This is a genomic window from Blautia sp. MSK17_66 (assembly GCF_020538025.1).
Classification (GTDB): Bacteria; Bacillota; Clostridia; order Lachnospirales; family Lachnospiraceae; genus Blautia_A.
On the sequence record NZ_JAJBNQ010000006.1, the window covers coordinates 30,223 to 48,192 of the forward strand.

A 17,970-nucleotide genomic window follows, 5' to 3' on the forward strand; every position below is an offset into this window, starting at 1 on the left:
GTGATCAGTTACAAAATATTTGGACAGTTACAGAAATTCTATGCTTTTTCTTGTCATTATGGAAGGAAAATGGTACAATAGTCAGGTGTAAAATACAAAGACTGATATAAAGGAGGCATTTTTTTGCCTGATAATCCAAAAAATTCCGGGAATCATCCAGGAGCACTGGTTAAGATACGAAAGATTTTTGGTCTGAATATTGGAACCATGCTGTTTGGATGTCTTTTGATTTATATGTTGTTCAGTGCAGTACTTTATCTTACCTCTACGAATATAGAGTCCTATCTGGTCATTTCCGGACCTTTGTCAAGAAATGAAACTTATACAGGACTTGCACTCAGAGAGGAATCTGTCTACCAGGCAGAAACCGGAGGATATGTAAGTTATTATGCACGAGAGGGAAATAAGATCAATGCCAATGGCGTGGTCTATGGGATCAGCAGTACTGCGCCGACGGAGAATACAGAAGAATTGAGTGCAGAGCAGTTATCTCAGATCCGAAATAACATGCTTAGTTTTTCAAAGGGATTCAGTTCCAGTAATTTTAACAGTACCTATAGTTTTAAATATGAACTTGAGGGTGATATCCTCCAGTATGCAACGGCTCCGGGAAGTACTTCTGTTGTGACTTCATCGGACGAAGATGCGGACAGTACTGTTTCTCCTACTCCGGCACCGGTATCTTATGCTGGTCAGACTTTGAATAAGGCAGCTTCGGATGGTGTTGTACTGTATTGCGTGGATGGATATGAGGGAAAGACCCTGAATGATCTGACAGCACAGGATTTCGATCAGAATGCCTATGTGGAGACGGATCTTAAGAATCAGGGAACTGTCAGTGCCGGAGATACGATGTATACGCTGGTGACAGATGAAAACTGGAGTCTTTTGATCCCTCTCAGCGGTAAGCAGGCAGCGAAGCTGAAAGACCGTACTTCTGTCAGAGTCAAATTTCTGAAGGACGGTATGACGCAGAGCGGAGATTTCAGTATTGTAGAGATCGATAAGGCCAAATATGGAAAGATAGATTTTAATAAAGGTCTGATCCGTTATGCTGCGGATCGTTTCCTCGAAATCGAACTGGTAACAAATACAGTTACCGGGCTTAAGGTCCCACTGTCATCGGTTGTAACCAAAGAATTTTATAAACTTCCTTCCGAGTATCTGACAACCAATGATTCTCAGGAGGTTGGAGTGATGATCCAGAAGACAGACAAGAACGGGAATGCTTCCAAGACTTTTGTCAAGGCAACGATTTACGGGGAAGACACGCAGGAAACAGACGACAATGAAAAAACTTCCAAAAGTATTTACTATATTGACATGAGTAATTTCAAAGAAGGAGATGTGGCAGTCAACCCCAAAGATCAGAGTAAATATGTGATCAGGGAGGTTGGAGTTCTTGAAGGAACATACTGCATCAATCAGGGGTACGCAGTATTTCGTCGGATCGAGATTCTTGATCAGAATGAGGAATATGCGGTTGTATCCAAGGAAACACGTTACGGACTTTCCAGATATGATCATATTGTGAGAAATGCCGATAAGGTAAGTGAACAGGAAATTTTATATTGATTGGAATACATTTTGACTCGTAACCGTGAGGGTACTGAACAGTTACATTAAAAGAAAAAGATTATACGAATCAGGAGGCTGATAGTTATGATAACAGAAAATCTGAATCAGGTCAGAAAAAACATACAGGAGGCATGTGAGGTATCAGGGCGTGATCCGAAAGAAGTAACGCTGATCGCTGTCAGTAAGACAAAGCCGGTGCCTATGCTTTTGGAGGCTTATGATGCAGGGGCAAGAGTGTTTGGTGAGAACAAGGTCCAGGAGATCGTGGATAAATATCCGCAGCTTCCAGAGGATATCCAGTGGCATATGATCGGACATCTTCAGAGGAATAAGGTAAAATACATTGTAGATAAGGTATCCATGATCCATTCGGTAGATTCTCTGAGACTTGCCCAGACGATCGAGCAGGAAGCGGCAAAGCATGATGTATGTGTCCCGATCCTTCTTGAAGTCAATGTGGCACAGGAAGAAACAAAATTTGGTCTTAAGATGGAGGAAGTTCTTCCGCTGGTGGAATCTATCGCAGAGTTTCCGCATATAAAGATACAGGGACTTATGACAATTGCACCTTATGTACAAAATCCAGAAGAAAACAGACCAGTTTTTCGTCAATTAAAAAAATTAAGTGTTGACATTGCAGCCAAAAACATTAATAATGTTACTATGAGTGTTTTGAGCATGGGAATGACCGGGGATTATCAGGTCGCTGTGCAGGAGGGCGCTACAATGGTGCGTGTTGGGACTGGAATATTTGGTGAGCGAGATTATTCGAAGCAGGCACAGGACAAATAAGATTGGAGAATAAGATGGGCGTTTTAGATAAACTTTTGGATGTTGTAAAGCTGAATGATGATTATGATGATGAGGATTTCTTAGATGATGATATCTTAGACGACGAAGATGATTTTCTGGATGATGACGATGAAGAGAAGCCGGTAAAGAAATTCTTTCAGAAATTCGGTAAGAAGAAAGACGAGGACGATTTCCTGGATGATGACGAGGAAGATGAGATCGAGGAGCCGGTAAAGGCTGAGACAAAGCAGCCTGCACCGAAAGCATCCGTGAAAGCTTCTGCGACAGTACGTCAGGACAAGCCGGTTCGTACTTCTTCCAAGATCACACCGATGAGAAGCAGCAGAAAAGCCAACATTCCGGTAAATATGGAAGTCTGTGTGATCAGACCTTCTTCTATGGAAGATACCCGTGAGATCGCGGATACTCTTGTTGACAGATCTACCGTTGTGCTGAATCTGGAGGGAATTGATGTAGAGCTTGCACAGAGAATCATCGATTTTACATCAGGTGCATGCTACTCTCTGGGCGGAAGCCTTCAGAAGGTATCCAGCTATATCTTTATTCTTGGACCGGAAGGTGTGGATATTACAGGGGATCTTCAGAATATCCTTGGAAGTTCTTCCACTCCGTCTGTAAGAGCAGGTTATTGATAAATATGGAAAAAGAAGAATTTTTCATTAAGAGAATCCGGGAACTGGCAAATCTCTCCTATCGGAGAGATATTGTCACATTTTCGGATTTCCTTAATTTAAACGAACAAAATATTGTAAACAACCGAAAGAATCAGATTCCTGGTGTAGTGGCGGAAGGCTTCGGCGGTTATGAGCAAGCAGAGCGTCAGATGATAGCGTTTCATCCTGATGCTCTTGCTTTTACCTGGGAATATCCGATCACCTGTCTTAAGGCAGAACCAAAGGCAAAGAAATTTTCGGAGGATCTGGGTCACAGGGATTATCTGGGTGCGATACTCAATCTTGGGATCGATCGCTCTGTGATCGGGGATATTCTGATACAGGATCATGTCGCATGGATCTTCTGTCATAACAAGATTGCGGATTTTCTCATCGAGAATCTTGACAGGGTCCGGCACACCGCAGTCAGACTGTCAGCAGTGGATAATCCGGAACAGTACCCGGAGCCTGAGTTTATGCTGGTCACAGGAACCTGTTCTTCCATCCGTCTGGATGCACTGATCGCACTTGCGTTTCAGTCCTCCAGAAGCAGTATGGTTTCTTTTATTGAGAATGGACAGGTATTTGTAAATGGAAAGCTGGTGACTTCCAATGGCTATGAGCCGAAGGAGGGAGATATCATATCAGTCCGCGGCAGAGGCCGTTTTATCTTTGACGGAGTTTCCCGGCAGACAAAAAAAGGGCGGAACAGTGTCAGGCTGCGCCGTTACCAGTAAATATCACAGGAGGCAGAAATGACAGAAGAAATTTTACAGGTAAAAAGAAGTGGAGAATTTTATTATCCGATCTATTTTGAAGAGGGATTTGACAGACTAAAGGATGCGATACGGACAGAAGGACTGGAAGGACGGAACCTCTGCATTGTAACGGATACGCATGTGGAGCCTCTCTATGCAGAAGAAGTAAAGCGTGTTCTGACAAGAGTAGCAGCAAAGGTCTCTGTTTTTGTCTTTGAAGCGGGTGAAAAGAACAAGAATCTGAATACGGTACAGCAGCTATACAAGGCACTGATCGAGAATCAGCTTGACCGTAAGAGCCTTGTCGTTGCACTTGGCGGAGGTGTTGTCGGTGATCTCTCAGGCTTTGGAGCGGCTACTTATCTTCGCGGGATCGACTTTATCCAGATTCCGACGACTCTTCTCTCCCAGGTAGACAGCAGCGTCGGGGGCAAGACGGGTGTGGACTTTGATCAGTATAAAAATATGGTCGGTGCTTTTCATCAGCCGCGTCTGGTCTATATGAACATGAATACACTGAGAACTCTGCCGCCGGTAGAGTTTGCCTGTGGAATGGGAGAAGTCTTAAAGACCGGACTGATCTGCGACGCTGATTTCTATGAGTATGTACTTGCTGAGCATAAAGCAATCCGTGCACTGGATACCAAAGCCCTGGCAAGGATGATCCGCCGCTGCTGTGAGATCAAGGCGGGTGTGGTAGAACGTGATCCAAAGGAAAAGGGAGAACGTGCACTTCTGAATCTGGGTCATACGATCGGACATGCCGTGGAGAAGCTTAAGGATTTCAGACTCCTGCACGGACAGTGTGTGGCGATCGGCCTGGTGGCAGCTGCTTATATCTCATACCAGAGAGGACTCCTTACAGAGGATGAATACAACAAGATCAAAGAGGGCTGCCTTCTGTATGATCTTCCGATCCAGGTGGATGGTCTGGAGGATACCGCAGTTCTTGCCGCTACCAGAAAAGACAAGAAAATGGAACAGGGACAGGTCAAGTTTGTGTTGATGAAGGGAATCGGAGGCAGCTTTATCGATCATACAGTAAGTGATGAGGAGATGCTTGCTGGTATCAGGGAGATTCTTAAATGAAAAAGCAGAATACCTTTTCGACGGGAATGGCAGCAGTGCTCTGGAGCAGTCTGATCCTGCTTCTGCTTTTTCTGGATCAGTTCACCAAGCATGAGGCATTTCTGCATCTGAGACATCAGGACAGTATACCTCTGATCCCGGGAGTGCTGGAACTTTCCTATGTGGAAAACCGGGGGATGGCATTTGGAATGCTTGAGGGCAGACAGTTTCTGTTTATAGGAATCTGCGTCCTGTTCTGCATTGCACTGGTCTGGATTTTTGTCAGACTTCCAAAGAATCGATATTATCTGCCGCTTGTCATCACAGGAGGCGTACTGTTTTCCGGAGCTGTCGGGAATTTTATTGACAGACTGCGCTGTGGTTATGTGGTGGATTTTATTTATTTCTCACTGATTGATTTTCCGGTGTTTAATATTGCGGACATTTATGTGGTCTGTGGTGGGATCGCACTGGTACTTCTGGTTATCTTTAAATATAAAGATGAAGATTTTGATTTTCTGTACAGAAATAAAAAGGATAAATAATTTATGGAAATAATGAAATTTGTTGCGGATACAGAGAGATCCGGAGTTCGCATTGACCGTTATCTTGCGGATGTATGTCCGGATTTTTCCAGATCATACCTTCAGAAGCTTCTGAAAGAACAGATGGTTTCTGTAAATGGGAAGGCGGTCAGGGCAAATTATAAGACGCAGACAGGCGATGAGATCATGCTTCAGGTGCCGGATATGCAGACTCCTGACATTCAGCCGGAAGACATTGCTCTGGATATCCTGTATGAGGATGAATGGCTTCTGGTAGTAAATAAACCCAAGGATATGGTAGTACATCCAAGTGCCGGACATATGGAGGGCACTCTGGTAAATGCGGTTATGGCACATTGCGGGGAGCACCTTTCTGGGATCAATGGCGTTTTAAGACCCGGAATCGTGCACAGGATCGACAAGGATACGACAGGGGCGCTTCTTATCTGTAAAGAAGACGGAGCCCACAGAGACCTTGCAGAGCAGCTCAAGGAACACAGCATTAAGCGAAGATACCGTGCAGTTGTGCAGGGGAATCTTAAGGAAGACGAGGGAACGGTGGACGCTCCTGTCGGAAGGCATCCGATCGACCGTAAAAAAATGGCCATCAATCATAAGAACGGCAAGGAAGCCGTGACCCATTATAAGGTGCTGGAGCGTTTTGGGAATGCAACGTATATAGAATGCCGCCTGGAAACCGGACGTACGCACCAGATCCGCGTGCATATGGCAAGTCTGGGACATCCGCTGCTTGGAGATACGGTTTATGGTTCATCCAAAAACCCCTATCATCTGCGGGGACAGGCACTTCATGCCATGATCCTTGGGTTCCGTCATCCTGCAACCGGAGAATATATGGAATTTACTGCACCGCTTCCGGAATATTTTGAGAAACTACTGGAAAAATTGCGAAAATAAGCATCTACAGTAACAAATAATTGGCATTTTTTATTGAAATCATGTATAATAGTTTTATAGTTTTGCAGAAGGGAGTGTACAGCTTATGAATAGTACAAGTTCAATCATTACAATCGGACGTGAATACGGAAGTGGAGGAAGACAGATCGGGCAGGAGATCGCCAAGTATTTCGGGATCAAGTGTTATGACAAGGAGCTCTTGGAGCATGCTGCAAACGACAGTGGCATCTGCAAGGAGCTTTTTGAGAATCATGATGAGAAGCCGACAAACAGTTTTCTGTATTCTCTGGTTATGGATACTTACTCCTTTGGATATTCTTCAGCAGGATTTTCGGATATGCCGATGAATCACAAGATCTTTCTGGCACAGTTTGATGCGATCAAGAAGCTGGCAGATGAGGGACCATGTGTTATGGTAGGCCGCTGTGCAGATTATGCACTGGCAGACTGGAAGGACTGCTTCAGCGTGTTTGTACATGCAGATATTGACTGCCGTATCAGCCGCATCGCCGCAAAGCACAATAAATCGCAAAAAGAAGCCAGGGATATGATCAACAAGACAGATAAGAGCCGTGCAAGCTACTACAATTATTATACCAATAAGAAGTGGGGAGCTGCCAAGAGCTATAATCTCTGTGTTGACAGTGGTAAGCTTGGCATCGAAAACAGTGTAAAAACAATCATAGAAGCAATCAAGATTTTTGATGAAAGTAAAAATAAATAAAATTTGAAAGTGAGTCCTCTGATGTGTGTCAGAGGACTTGTTCGCTTTGTCCGGGATACAGATAAAAAATGCTGTTTCCACGAAAGAGGTTAATGACTTAGGGGGAAGATCACCATGAATCACACATCAATCCTGCAGTTTCGTACTGCCAATTGTAAAAACTGTTATAAGTGCATTCGTAACTGTCCTGTAAAGGCGATCAAGGTAACAAACCAGCAGGCACAGATCATAGAAGAACAGTGTATCCTCTGTGAAAAATGTATTGCTGTCTGTCCTCAGCATGCAAAGGTTGAGCACAATGATATCCCGGACATCCAGAAAGTGATCGCTTCCGGGAAAAAGGTCATCGCGTCCGTACATCCGGCGTATTTTGCCAGATATGGATGGAAAAGCATTGATGATCTGGAACAGTGTCTTAAGAAGATGGGCTTCTGGAAGGTGGTTGATGCAGCAGAGGGTGCGGCTATGATGAAGGAAAAATATACGCAGTTTCTGAAGAACCAGCAGCAGAAGACAATGCGGATATCATCTAACTGTCCGGTGGTCGTGAGATTGATAGAAAAGAAATATCCGCATCTGACAGAGCATCTGATGCCTGTTTATTCTATCAAACAGATGCACGCGGTCTATCTCAAGGAGCAGTATCCGGATGCTGTTCTGGTATACATCAGTCCGTGTATCTCAGTGATGGCAGATGCAGAAGAAGGTCAGGCACAGATGGATTATGTGATCACATTCCGGGAACTGAATAACTGGATGAAGGATGTGTCTGAGAAGCCAAAGCGAAGTACGGGAGAAAAAGGAGAGGTATATCTTTCCAGAATGACTGCAGTAAGTGGAGGGCTGATCCAGGCAATGCAGCCTGTAGAGGGACAGAAATATCTGGCAGTGGACGGTATAGAGCAATGCAAAAAGATCCTTAAGGAACTAAAGGCAGGGGAATATGAAGATTATTTCATAGAAATGAATGCCTGTACGAATGGCTGCATCGGTGGTGGTTCATACTCTCTGAACCAGGAGAAAAAGCTTCTGGATGCACTCATTGCCATAAAGGAGCTTTCCATGGAGGATGGAGAGCCGGATTATCAGAAGGATTATCATATGGAGGTGCCGGAGATACCGGAAAGAAGGTTTATACAGGAGGAACTGTATCCCGGAAAGGCAATCACAAAAGAACAATTTACACATGTTCTGCATGAAATGGGTAAATATACAAAGGAAGACGAGCTGAACTGTGGCGCCTGTGGTTATGATACCTGCAGAGCAAAGGCGATCGCCGTTATTCAGGGCAAGGCAGAGGTGTCCATGTGCATTCCTTATATGAGAGAAAAACAGGAAAACTATGCCAATATCATCATTGATGCCATGCCGGGACTGCTGGTTACCATTGATTATGACTTTAATATCATACAGATGAATAAAGCAGCACAGGATCTGTTTGATATTTCCAGAAAGAAGCATCTTCTTGGAAAGCCGGTAGGGGAGATCATGGATGATTATTCTATGATAAATATGATCGCTTTTAACAGGGAGATCATACAGGACTGCATTTATCTTGGAGAACAGAAGAGATATATAGAACGTGTACTGACCAATGACAGAAAGAATAAACTGATCCTGTGCATCATGAAGGATGTAACAAAGGAAAAGGAGCGGGAAAAGAGGGAAAACCGTGCCAAGGCAGATGCGGTTCGGATGGCCGATAAGCTGGCAGAGGAACAGCTTCGGATCGTACATGAGATTGCCAGTCTTCTGGGAGAAACGGCAGCAGATACCAAGGTGGTCATTGAGGAACTGAAACAGACCATTCTGCAGGAGATAAAGTAAGATGGAAGAGAAAAGATACAAAACGATACAAAAGATAGGCGAGATCCCTACGGGATTTGGAAGGGTCAGTCTGAACAAAAAGAAAGAAAAAATCTGTGGGGATTACTATACGGTGATCACAGACCAGGATTCTACGGTACTGGTGCTCTCAGACGGACTGGGAAGCGGTGTAAAGGCTAATATCCTGGCTACGCTGACAGCCCAGATGCTTAGTATCATGATTGCAAGGAATATGGATATCCAGACCGCAGTAAAGGCTGTTGCGGATACGCTTCCGATATGTAGTGTCCGTAATCTGGCCTATGCTACATTTACGGTGCTGGTGGCAAAAGGTGATGAGATCTGTCTGCTGCAGTATGATAATCCGGATGCTGTTTTGCTGCGGAATGGAAAAAATGTGGAATATCAAAGGGAGATCCTTATCTTTGGAGAGAAAGAGATTCATCAGAGTTATCTGCGGTTTCAGACAGGAGATATGCTGATACTTATGAGTGACGGTGTCACTAATGCCGGAATGGGCAAAACTACCTATGGCGGCTGGGGACGGGAAGAAGTAGTAAAATTCTGTGAACAGCGTTATCGAAAGGGAATGAGTGCCCAGGAGATGTCGTCGATCATCGCAAACGCGGGACAGGATCTGAATCTGGACGAGACAGACGATGACCTTACGGTACTGACTCTGACAGGAATGCAGAAAAATGTGGTCAATATTATGGTTGGTCCTCCGGCGGACCGTGAAGATGACCGCAGCTATTTTGAAACCTTTTTTCAGAAGGAAGGGATGCGGGTGGTATGCGGAGGAACTACGGCAAAGCTGGTTGCAGACTATCTGAAGGAAAAGGTGATCGGGATTGCGGATTCCGGAACGAAAGAGGTTCCTGCCATGTCCAAGATCAAAGGAATTGATCTTGTGACAGAGGGACTTCTGACTCTTCAGAAGGTGATTGATTATTATGAGGAGTTTAAAGAAGACAGACTGTGCTATAATCGTATCATCAAAAAGAAGGACGGGGCAGCAGAATTGTTTCGGGTGTTGTTCGCAGAGGCCACGGAGATAAATTTCTTTTTTGGAAATGCTTTAAATGAAAATTATACAGCACTTCATATTGAGCGTGAGAAGAAAAAGAAACTGGCACTGCAGCTGATTGATGCACTGGAGGCGGAAGGAAAGAAAGTGAAGATCTGTTTCTGGTGTGTATAAATAAAACGAAAAAACAAAAGAGAGAACAGGAGAAATTTTATGAAACTGGTTGTACAGAGGGTACTTCAGGCAGAAGTACAGGTGGATGGACAGAGTATAGGAAAGATAAACAGAGGACTTTTGGTGTTTGTCGGTGTCGGGAAGGAAGATACAAAAGAAATTGCGGATAAATATCTCAAAAAACTGCTGGGACTTCGTATTTTTGAAGACGAAAACGGCAAGACAAATCTTTCTCTCAAGGATGTGGACGGAGAAGTGCTTCTGGTCTCTCAGTTTACATTGTATGCGAACTGTAAGAAGGGAAACAGACCAAGCTTTATTGAGGCGGGGGACCCGGCAGAGGCAGAAGCTTTATATGAATATATGATCGCAGAGGCGAAAAAAACGGTTCCGGTTGTGCAGCATGGAAGTTTTGGAGCGGATATGAAGGTTTCTCTGATCAATGACGGACCGTTTACGGTTATTCTGGATGAACATATTTTATAAAAAATTGTTGTAACTATTCCGAATACAGTGAACAGCAGCACGAATTGTTTTGTTATATAAGAATGGGAGGCAGGAACAATGATTCTTGATCATGTGAGGGTTTTTACAGAGGATAAAAAGTTTACAGATGGCGGGATCGTCATAAAGGACGACAGAATCGCCGAGGTTTATACAGAGGGGAATTGTCCGGCAGCAGATGGAGAGGAAATCCTGGATGGACAGGGAATGTATGCGATACCGGGGCTTATTGATCTGCATTTTCATGGCTGTATGGGGGATGATTTCTGTGACGGTGACAGGGGAGCTCTTAAAAGAATTGCGGAGTATGAGGCTTCTGTGGGGGTGACTGCGATCGCACCGGCAACGATGACACTTCCGGTGGAGGAGCTGGAGCATATCCTTTGTGTGGCAGCAGCCTACAAAAACGGAGTGCACAGCAAGAAGGAGGCAGATCTTGTCGGTATCAACATGGAGGGTCCTTTTATCAGCCGTATCAAGAAGGGCGCTCAGGATGAGAGGAATATCATCCCGTGTGATACGGAGGTCTGTGACCGTTTCTTAAGGGCCTCAGAGGGGCTGGTAAAGTTTATAGGGATCGCTCCGGAGGAGAGCGAGGATTCTGTTTCTTTTATCCGGGCAGTCAAAGATCGCGTGAATGTTTCTCTTGCACATACAAATGCGGATTATGATACGGCAATGAAGGCTTTTGAGGCAGGGGCAGATCATGCGGTGCATCTTTATAATGCGATGCCTCCGTTTGTACACAGGGAGCCGGGGGTGATCGGAGCTGTGTATGACAGTAAGCATGTGATGGCTGAGATCATCTGTGATGGAGTGCATATTCATCCGGCAGCAGTACGTGCAACCTTTGAGATGCTCGGGGAAGATCGGATGATTCTGATCAGTGACAGTATGCGGGCGACAGGAATGCCGGATGGTTCATATACTCTTGGAGGGCTGGATGTGAATGTGGTCGGAAATCGCGCTACACTGGCCTCAGACGGGACGATAGCGGGTTCGGCGACGAATCTTATGGACTGCATGAAAACAGCGGTTAAAACCATGAAAATACCGCTTGAAACGGCAGTTGCCTGTGCGACGATCAATCCGGCCATAAGCCTTGGAATTGATGCAGAATATGGTTCGATCTGTCCAGGAAAGAAGGCACATATCGTATTGATGGATCAGGAACTTCATGTTCAGAAAGTAATTAAAGACGGAGAACTGCTGTAGTTGCAGTTCTTCTCTTTTTATGTTATAGTATATAAAAACACATAACAAACCCCACATATGCTTCGCGTAATCAGGAAAGGAGGGCATTCATGGAAAATTATCCTTTTAGCGAAAAGACCAGAACAATATGGAAGCATTTTATCAGACAGTTCCAGGAAGAAAGTATTGCATCCTATCAGAGTGATTTTTTGGAATTTATAAGGTTTACGAAGAAAGATTTCCTGGATATTCATGCGGAAGATGTAGCAGAATTTTACAGAAATCTTGAAAAGAAAACAGAAGAGAAGGCACTGGCGCCGAGTACCTGTGCCAAAAAGATAAGAGAACTGAATTCACTGGCAAATTATATCTATGAGAATCGCCTGGAATTTGGTGTTAGTGATAATTATACGAATCATTTTGCAGATTATGTCAAAAAAGTTCAGAAAGTCAGTATGTATGCAAATGCAGTTCCTGTTGAGGATATCGACAGGCTACTTGTAGCTGCACAGGAAAATCACATGGTATATTGTATCGTAATTTTGCTTTACCGTATGGGTTTTTCTTCTACAGAGATCATCGATATGAAGCCGGAAAATATCTGCCTGTATAATAATGGAGCCTATGCCTTTATGTCAAAACGCGACAAGGCTAATTTTATTCCGGAGGATGTCTATAAAATTCTGGAGTTGTATATGTCTGAACGTGAACCGAACGAATATTTGTTTTATAATAAATATGGAAATCAGCTGAATACCATGTATATCAGCCGTATGCTGAAAAAATATACCGCAAAGGCAGGAATCCATAACTACAGTGCACAGCAGCTTCGTAATTCCTGTATCTATACGATGTTTGCGTACGGTGCCGATACAACAGGGGTTGCAGAAGAAATGGGGATCACACCGGACAATCTGAAGCGTTATAAACGTGATTATATAGATGAAACATCCAGAAGTATTCGAAGTATGGTCAAATTAAGGGCGGATCTTCCGGAAAATGAATAATAAATACAGAAAGAAGGATTTTTATGCGGCAGGAACAATTTAAAATGGAACGTCAGGGACTGATCCAGGTCGGCGATGTTGTAGAGATTTCAGAGTTTCAGTCCTATATGAATTACAGTTATATTATTGAACCGGCGGTTGCAATGTCCGGATGTTACAAAAACTCTGAACGTATCAAAGCCAAAACAGGTGTGATCAAAAAAATTGAACATACACCGAGAGGATTTATTGTAACAGCGGAATTTGAAGAATAAAGGCTGAAAATGAAAATCTACGGTGCTGGCTGAAATCTACATCTATCTATATGAAAAACTACGGTTTGTCGTATAGATAGAGATAACTGCTGTTTGGCAATTTTATCATTAAGGAGTTAATTATTATGGAGAAAAAAACAACCTATCATGAACAAAAAGATGTTGAAAATATTCTGCGTCTCAGAGAAGTCCTTACAACGCTGCCTCCGTTCTGCAGGGATTATTTCCGTGCCATTGACACAACGACAACAACCAAAACCAGAATTTCCTATGCATATGATATCCGGATTTTCTTCCAATTTCTTCTCGATGAAAATCCCGCATTTAAGGATTATAAAATGACAGATTTTACGGTTGATGTTCTGGATCAGATCAAGGCTCTTGATCTTGAGGAATATCAGGAATATCTTAAGGTTTATCAGGCTGGTGATAAAACAGAAACCAATGGAGAACGCGGGCTGAAAAGAAAAATTTCAGCACTTCGAAGTTTTTATGCATATTTTTACAAAAGGGAAATGATCGAGACAAATCCTACCGTATTGATCGATGTTCCCAAAATCCATGACAAAAGCATCATCCGGCTTGATACAGATGAGGTTGCTCTTCTGCTTGATTACATTGAACATTGTGGGGATCAGCTGACCGGTCAGAAACGTGTATATTATGAAAAGACAAAGGAGCGTGATCTGGCAATCGTTACTCTCCTGCTTGGAACCGGAATTCGAGTTTCGGAATGTGTGGGGCTTGATATTGAGGATGTGGATTTCAAAAACAATGGAATTAAGGTCACCCGAAAAGGTGGGAATGAAATGGTTGTATACTTTGGTCCGGAGGTTGAGAAAGCACTGAAGCGTTATATTGAAGTCCGTGAAAATATCATTCCTCTGGAAGGTCATGAGCACGCTCTCTTCTACTCTGCACAGCGTCGTCGGATCGGTGTGCAGGCAGTTGAGAATCTTGTCAAAAAATATGCGAGTCAGATCACAACTACTAAGAAGATCACGCCGCATAAGCTCCGCAGTACCTATGGCACAACACTTTATCAGGAAACAGGTGATATTTATCTGGTTGCGGATGTTCTTGGCCATAAAGACGTGAATACTACGAAAAAACACTATGCGGCAATTGATGATGCAAGACGCCGCCAGGCTGCAAAAGCTGTCAGGCTGCGTGAGGATTGAGAAGGAAATATAATAAAGGACGTGTAAACATGAGAAGTCATTTTTACACGTCCTTGTCATTTACCCTGCCAGATGCAGAATCTCGATAAGGAAGATCCAGCTCATTCCATAATAAGAGATAACGGCCACAAGGTCATTTATGGTAGTGATCAATGGACCGGAGGCAACTGCCGGGTCAATATGGATTTTTTTGAAAAATAACGGAATACAGGTTCCGACTGCACTTGAAATCAGCATGGCAAGCAACAGGGAACATCCGATACATGCGGAAACAGCATAGGCAAATACAAGAGTTTTACCCTTAAATAACCAGATATATAAACCGATCAGTACAAAGGACATAAGACCAAGCAGCCCGCCGTTGCACAGACCGATACGCATCTCTTTAAATACAAGTTCCAGTTTCTGTCTGCCGGTGAGGGATTCATCCATCAGTACACGGATAGTTACAGCCAGTGACTGTGTTCCGACATTACCAGCCATATCCAGGATCAGTGACTGGAAGCACATGATGATCGGTAAGTTGGTTACTACTTTCTCAAAGATACCTACAACGGAAGAAACGATCATTCCAAGACCGAGGAGAATGACCAGCCATGGCATTCGTTTCTTCATACTCTCCTTCAATGGTTCCTGGAGATCTTCTTCGGCAGTCAGACCGGCGAATTTCGCGTAGTCCTCTCCCATCTCATCGTCAACCAGGTCTACAATGTTTGCCGAGGTAATGACTCCGATCAGGCGATTATCATTGTCAAGAACCGGAATAGAGTCTTCGGAATAATCCTTGAGGTCTTCTATGCAGTCATCGATCAGAGCAGTTCCGTATACATACGGATATGAGGTGACTACCAGCTCATCAAGAGGATGATCCTGACGTGCAATGATAAGATCCTTCAGATCGATCGCTCCATAGAATTCCTGATTATCATTTACCACAAAAATCGTAGAGATATTGTCATTCTGAGCTGCCTGGGATACCAGAGCGCTCATCGCACCTTTTACGGAAAGATGATTGTTTATTATGATGCAGTTTGTGGTCATCCGGCTTCCGATTTCTTCATCGTCAAAAGTATTGATCATTTCTACATCATGACGTACATCGTCATCCAGAAGTTCGATCAGAAGTCTGCGTTTTTCTTTGTCAAAATGCTGCAGGATATCGGATAATACATTTGTCTCTATACGGGAAAGAATTGCGGCAGCCTTCTTGAGATTCATTTCTTCAAGATAAGTTACTGCTGTCTCCTCATCTGTATATTCCAGAATATCAGATAAGGTATCCAGATCAAAGATCCGGTAAATCTTGCTTCGTTCTGCGGAAGACAGTTCCGGTAACACCTCAGCAAGGTCATTTTCATGGAAATCCTGCAGACGTTTGGAAAGAACTGCAGGAGATACATTGCTTTTGATGATATCCAGAATTTCTTTTGCATAATTCTGTGTTCTGTTTTCCATCCTGTTTTCTCCTTTTCACTGTTGTTTAAAAAAGAGCACACCAAAACAAGGCATGATCTTTTTAGAGCATGTCAATGTCAATTAGTTTTGATTGTAAATTGTGTTCAGGGATTTTGATAAACAGGATAAAAAGAGAAAAAAAATAGAAAAATATAAAGATTAAAACAGAATGTGACCTGTTATGAAATCACAAACTATTATTCTCTTCCATCCTGTGTTACTACTTCGCCCGTGAGAATCACAACTATCCATTCTGTTCACCTGCCTTTGCATTAGAAATATTGTAATTGTTTCGTACTTTCTGCCGGGAATTCGGTTATGATCAATACTGAATTTTCCGGCAAAATGTAAATTAATTTTATTGACAGTCATATTATAAACGTTTGGGGATGGGATGTCAAATGATAAAATCGTTACTGTGAACAGTAACTTGGTCAAAATCCATTCCCGATCACCTTTGGTGATAGGTAGATAAAAATGCTCATTTCCATTTAGATTACATAAGTATAATTATGTAATCTAATCTGCGCTTGTAATAACATAAAAAAAGAACTCTGCACTTAACAGAGTTCTTTCTCCATCCTATGTAAAATTTAATGAATCCGTAATTATAATGCAGTTACGATCTTATCCTGGAATGCAGCCGGAATATCTTCTTTGTCAAGAGACATGCTGATGATGAATTTCACATTGAATTTCTCACCAACGGTAGTAAGCTGCTCCAGTGTACTGGTAACATCCAGTCCTTCTAATTTAGCTGTAGTCAGGAAACTGTCGAGATAAACCTGCTCAAGGTCATGGTCCTGAGAAATGATTCCACATACAAATCCGACAAATTCATCGGCGTTCTTGATCGGATATACAGAAACATCGATCAGACGAACCTTATTATTCAGCTCATACATATGCTTGGTGCTTTTGTCCAGATAAACAATGCTGCCATTCGCATCCTTAATTGCGCCGTTTACTTTGTCTAACAGTACTTTTGTTTTGCCTTTGCCTTTCTTTCCTACGATCAGTTCAACCATCCTGTTTTCCTCCTTAGACACAATATGATATTAATTTTGAACAAATACGATAATTAATATGTTTGTATTATAGTGTATTTTGTATCAAATTTCAATAGATAATTGCAAGTTTTTGTGAAATTTTCTAAAAGGAGGAAAATTTATAGTTCTTATGGTCGAGGTGTTTTGTCTGCGGCAGATTAATTTTCCTGTGCCAGAGGAATTCCCGATTTTGAGTAGTTGTAATGAAGATAATAGTCTGTCATGTTCTCTATCCTTGATTTATAGTTAGCTTCTGTCATCTGGTATGTTCCATCGTGGATCCAGTCCATGATATCCGCACTGATCTGCTCGCTGTAATGTGTATCATCCTTGTAATTATCAAGATCACAGGTCAGATCAAAAAGATCTGTGAAGGAAAAAAGCTTCACATTATCGTATTGCAGGAGAAGCTCTGCCTGCAGTTGTTCTGCCTGAAAATAGCGTTTAAGATTCCCTGAACATTTCGTCTTATACCACCAGAGGGCACTGTATGGTGGAGTATAGAAATAAAAGGTTGTTTCAGGATGTGCTTTTACCATATCGAGAACATTTTCTTCTACATTATGTCGGACAATTTCAGCTTCTTTTTCTGTGAATTCCTTTTGATCCTCACATCTGGCTGGTGCGGAGTAATTCTGAAGGACATAATCTTTACCGACCGGATGATCAGCTGCCCAGGAGCTGTATTGATCCATATCAGGCATTTTCTGTCCATGAAGGGTATATTTCACGACATCGAGTGTATTGTCTATAAAAACGTCTTTATTAAAGAGATACTGTACGTCATTCCAGGGATTATCATCATACAGATAGGTCGGAACGTTATCGTAATTATAATCAGACTTGTCATCAAAAACCTTATTATAGTCCAGACAGCGGAAGATATATTTTATATCAGATTTATTCTGAAAAATCATCCGGATTTCCTCGTCTATCGCCCAGTATGTATCACCGGTAAGAGTCACCTTGACAGAATGTGCATCAAACAGCTTATCAAACTGAGAGGTTTTGAAATTCTGCATCATAGAAGTTCCGGTGATTGCAGAATCATAATCAAAGTTTCGGATGATTCCATTGTTGAGATAACGCTCTCTTCCTCGTTCAAGAGGATATTCCAGCTGTGCTAGTGGCTTATGATAATGAAAAAATGGATCTATTACTGCTGTCATGCCGCCGATAAGAACCAGCATGGTACCAGTTCCGACGAGTACTGTTTTTACAAATTTATTACTGTTCATAAT

Annotated in this window: 18 protein-coding genes; 15 read left to right on the forward strand and 3 right to left on the reverse strand. The window is 42.8% G+C overall.

The features are described 5' to 3' along the window. Nucleotides 1-123: 123 nt before the first annotated feature. The 15 genes from LIR34_RS04475 (at nucleotide 124) to LIR34_RS04545 (ending at nucleotide 14,225) form a co-directional block, all read left to right on the forward strand. Nucleotides 124-1,575: an HlyD family efflux transporter periplasmic adaptor subunit gene (locus LIR34_RS04475; protein WP_244092195.1), complete on the forward strand. Its 1,452-nt coding sequence runs from the start codon at nucleotides 124-126 to the stop codon at nucleotides 1,573-1,575. Between the two features lie 87 nt (nucleotides 1,576-1,662). Beyond that, nucleotides 1,663-2,370, forward strand: a complete 708-nt coding sequence (locus LIR34_RS04480; protein WP_173902107.1) for a YggS family pyridoxal phosphate-dependent enzyme — start codon at nucleotides 1,663-1,665, stop codon at nucleotides 2,368-2,370. Nucleotides 2,371-2,384: 14 nt separating this feature from the next. Then, nucleotides 2,385-3,023 (forward strand): cell division protein SepF, encoded by a 639-nt coding sequence (locus LIR34_RS04485; protein ID WP_161285845.1) that lies wholly within the window; start codon nucleotides 2,385-2,387, stop codon nucleotides 3,021-3,023. A gap of 5 nt (nucleotides 3,024-3,028) precedes the next feature. Then, nucleotides 3,029-3,781, forward strand: coding sequence for a YlmH family RNA-binding protein (locus LIR34_RS04490; protein ID WP_173902108.1), 753 nt, complete (start codon nucleotides 3,029-3,031; stop codon nucleotides 3,779-3,781). An 18-nt stretch (nucleotides 3,782-3,799) separates the two neighbouring features. Then, nucleotides 3,800-4,891, forward strand: coding sequence for a 3-dehydroquinate synthase (gene aroB, locus LIR34_RS04495; protein WP_173902109.1), 1,092 nt, complete (start codon nucleotides 3,800-3,802; stop codon nucleotides 4,889-4,891). Further along, complete coding sequence (gene lspA / locus LIR34_RS04500; RefSeq protein WP_173902110.1) at nucleotides 4,888-5,415, forward strand: signal peptidase II; 528 nt, start codon at nucleotides 4,888-4,890, stop codon at nucleotides 5,413-5,415. The genes aroB and lspA overlap by 4 nt, the downstream gene beginning before the upstream one ends. Nucleotides 5,416-5,418: 3 nt before the next feature. Continuing rightward, the gene (locus LIR34_RS04505; protein ID WP_173902111.1) at nucleotides 5,419-6,333 is read left to right on the forward strand and encodes an RluA family pseudouridine synthase; all 915 of its coding nucleotides are present in this window, start codon (nucleotides 5,419-5,421) and stop codon (nucleotides 6,331-6,333) included. Nucleotides 6,334-6,418: 85 nt separating this feature from the next. Next, nucleotides 6,419-7,057: a cytidylate kinase-like family protein gene (locus LIR34_RS04510; RefSeq protein ID WP_173902112.1), complete on the forward strand. Its 639-nt coding sequence runs from the start codon at nucleotides 6,419-6,421 to the stop codon at nucleotides 7,055-7,057. A 114-nt stretch (nucleotides 7,058-7,171) separates the two neighbouring features. After that, nucleotides 7,172-8,884 carry a [Fe-Fe] hydrogenase large subunit C-terminal domain-containing protein gene (locus LIR34_RS04515; protein WP_173902113.1) on the forward strand — a complete coding sequence of 571 codons (1,713 nt, stop codon included), beginning with the start codon at nucleotides 7,172-7,174 and terminating at the stop codon, nucleotides 8,882-8,884. A gap of 1 nt (nucleotide 8,885) precedes the next feature. Then, nucleotides 8,886-10,085, forward strand: coding sequence for a SpoIIE family protein phosphatase (locus tag LIR34_RS04520; RefSeq protein WP_173902114.1), 1,200 nt, complete (start codon nucleotides 8,886-8,888; stop codon nucleotides 10,083-10,085). A 39-nt stretch (nucleotides 10,086-10,124) separates the two neighbouring features. Beyond that, entirely contained in the window at nucleotides 10,125-10,571 is a 447-nt protein-coding gene (gene dtd / locus LIR34_RS04525) for a D-aminoacyl-tRNA deacylase (protein WP_161285853.1), read from the forward strand. Between the two features lie 78 nt (nucleotides 10,572-10,649). Continuing rightward, entirely contained in the window at nucleotides 10,650-11,804 is a 1,155-nt protein-coding gene (nagA, locus tag LIR34_RS04530; RefSeq protein ID WP_173902115.1) for an N-acetylglucosamine-6-phosphate deacetylase, read from the forward strand. Nucleotides 11,805-11,893: 89 nt separating this feature from the next. Beyond that, nucleotides 11,894-12,790 carry a tyrosine-type recombinase/integrase gene (locus LIR34_RS04535; RefSeq protein WP_173902116.1) on the forward strand — a complete coding sequence of 299 codons (897 nt, stop codon included), beginning with the start codon at nucleotides 11,894-11,896 and terminating at the stop codon, nucleotides 12,788-12,790. A gap of 23 nt (nucleotides 12,791-12,813) precedes the next feature. Beyond that, entirely contained in the window at nucleotides 12,814-13,044 is a 231-nt protein-coding gene (locus LIR34_RS04540) for a hypothetical protein (RefSeq protein ID WP_161285856.1), read from the forward strand. A 125-nt stretch (nucleotides 13,045-13,169) separates the two neighbouring features. Then, the gene (locus tag LIR34_RS04545) at nucleotides 13,170-14,225 is read left to right on the forward strand and encodes a tyrosine-type recombinase/integrase (RefSeq protein ID WP_173902117.1); all 1,056 of its coding nucleotides are present in this window, start codon (nucleotides 13,170-13,172) and stop codon (nucleotides 14,223-14,225) included. A 60-nt stretch (nucleotides 14,226-14,285) separates the two neighbouring features. Here LIR34_RS04545 and mgtE read toward each other — a convergent pair whose 3' ends face one another. From mgtE to LIR34_RS04560, 3 genes are all read right to left on the reverse strand, one after another. Then, nucleotides 14,286-15,680: a magnesium transporter gene (mgtE, locus tag LIR34_RS04550; protein ID WP_173902118.1), complete on the reverse strand. Its 1,395-nt coding sequence runs from the start codon at nucleotides 15,678-15,680 to the stop codon at nucleotides 14,286-14,288. 608 nt (nucleotides 15,681-16,288) lie between these two features. Further along, the gene (locus LIR34_RS04555; RefSeq protein ID WP_161284293.1) at nucleotides 16,289-16,708 is read right to left on the reverse strand and encodes a twitching motility protein PilT; all 420 of its coding nucleotides are present in this window, start codon (nucleotides 16,706-16,708) and stop codon (nucleotides 16,289-16,291) included. A 179-nt stretch (nucleotides 16,709-16,887) separates the two neighbouring features. Further along, the gene (locus tag LIR34_RS04560) at nucleotides 16,888-17,967 is read right to left on the reverse strand and encodes a hypothetical protein (RefSeq protein ID WP_173902119.1); all 1,080 of its coding nucleotides are present in this window, start codon (nucleotides 17,965-17,967) and stop codon (nucleotides 16,888-16,890) included. Nucleotides 17,968-17,970 lie beyond the last annotated feature (3 nt).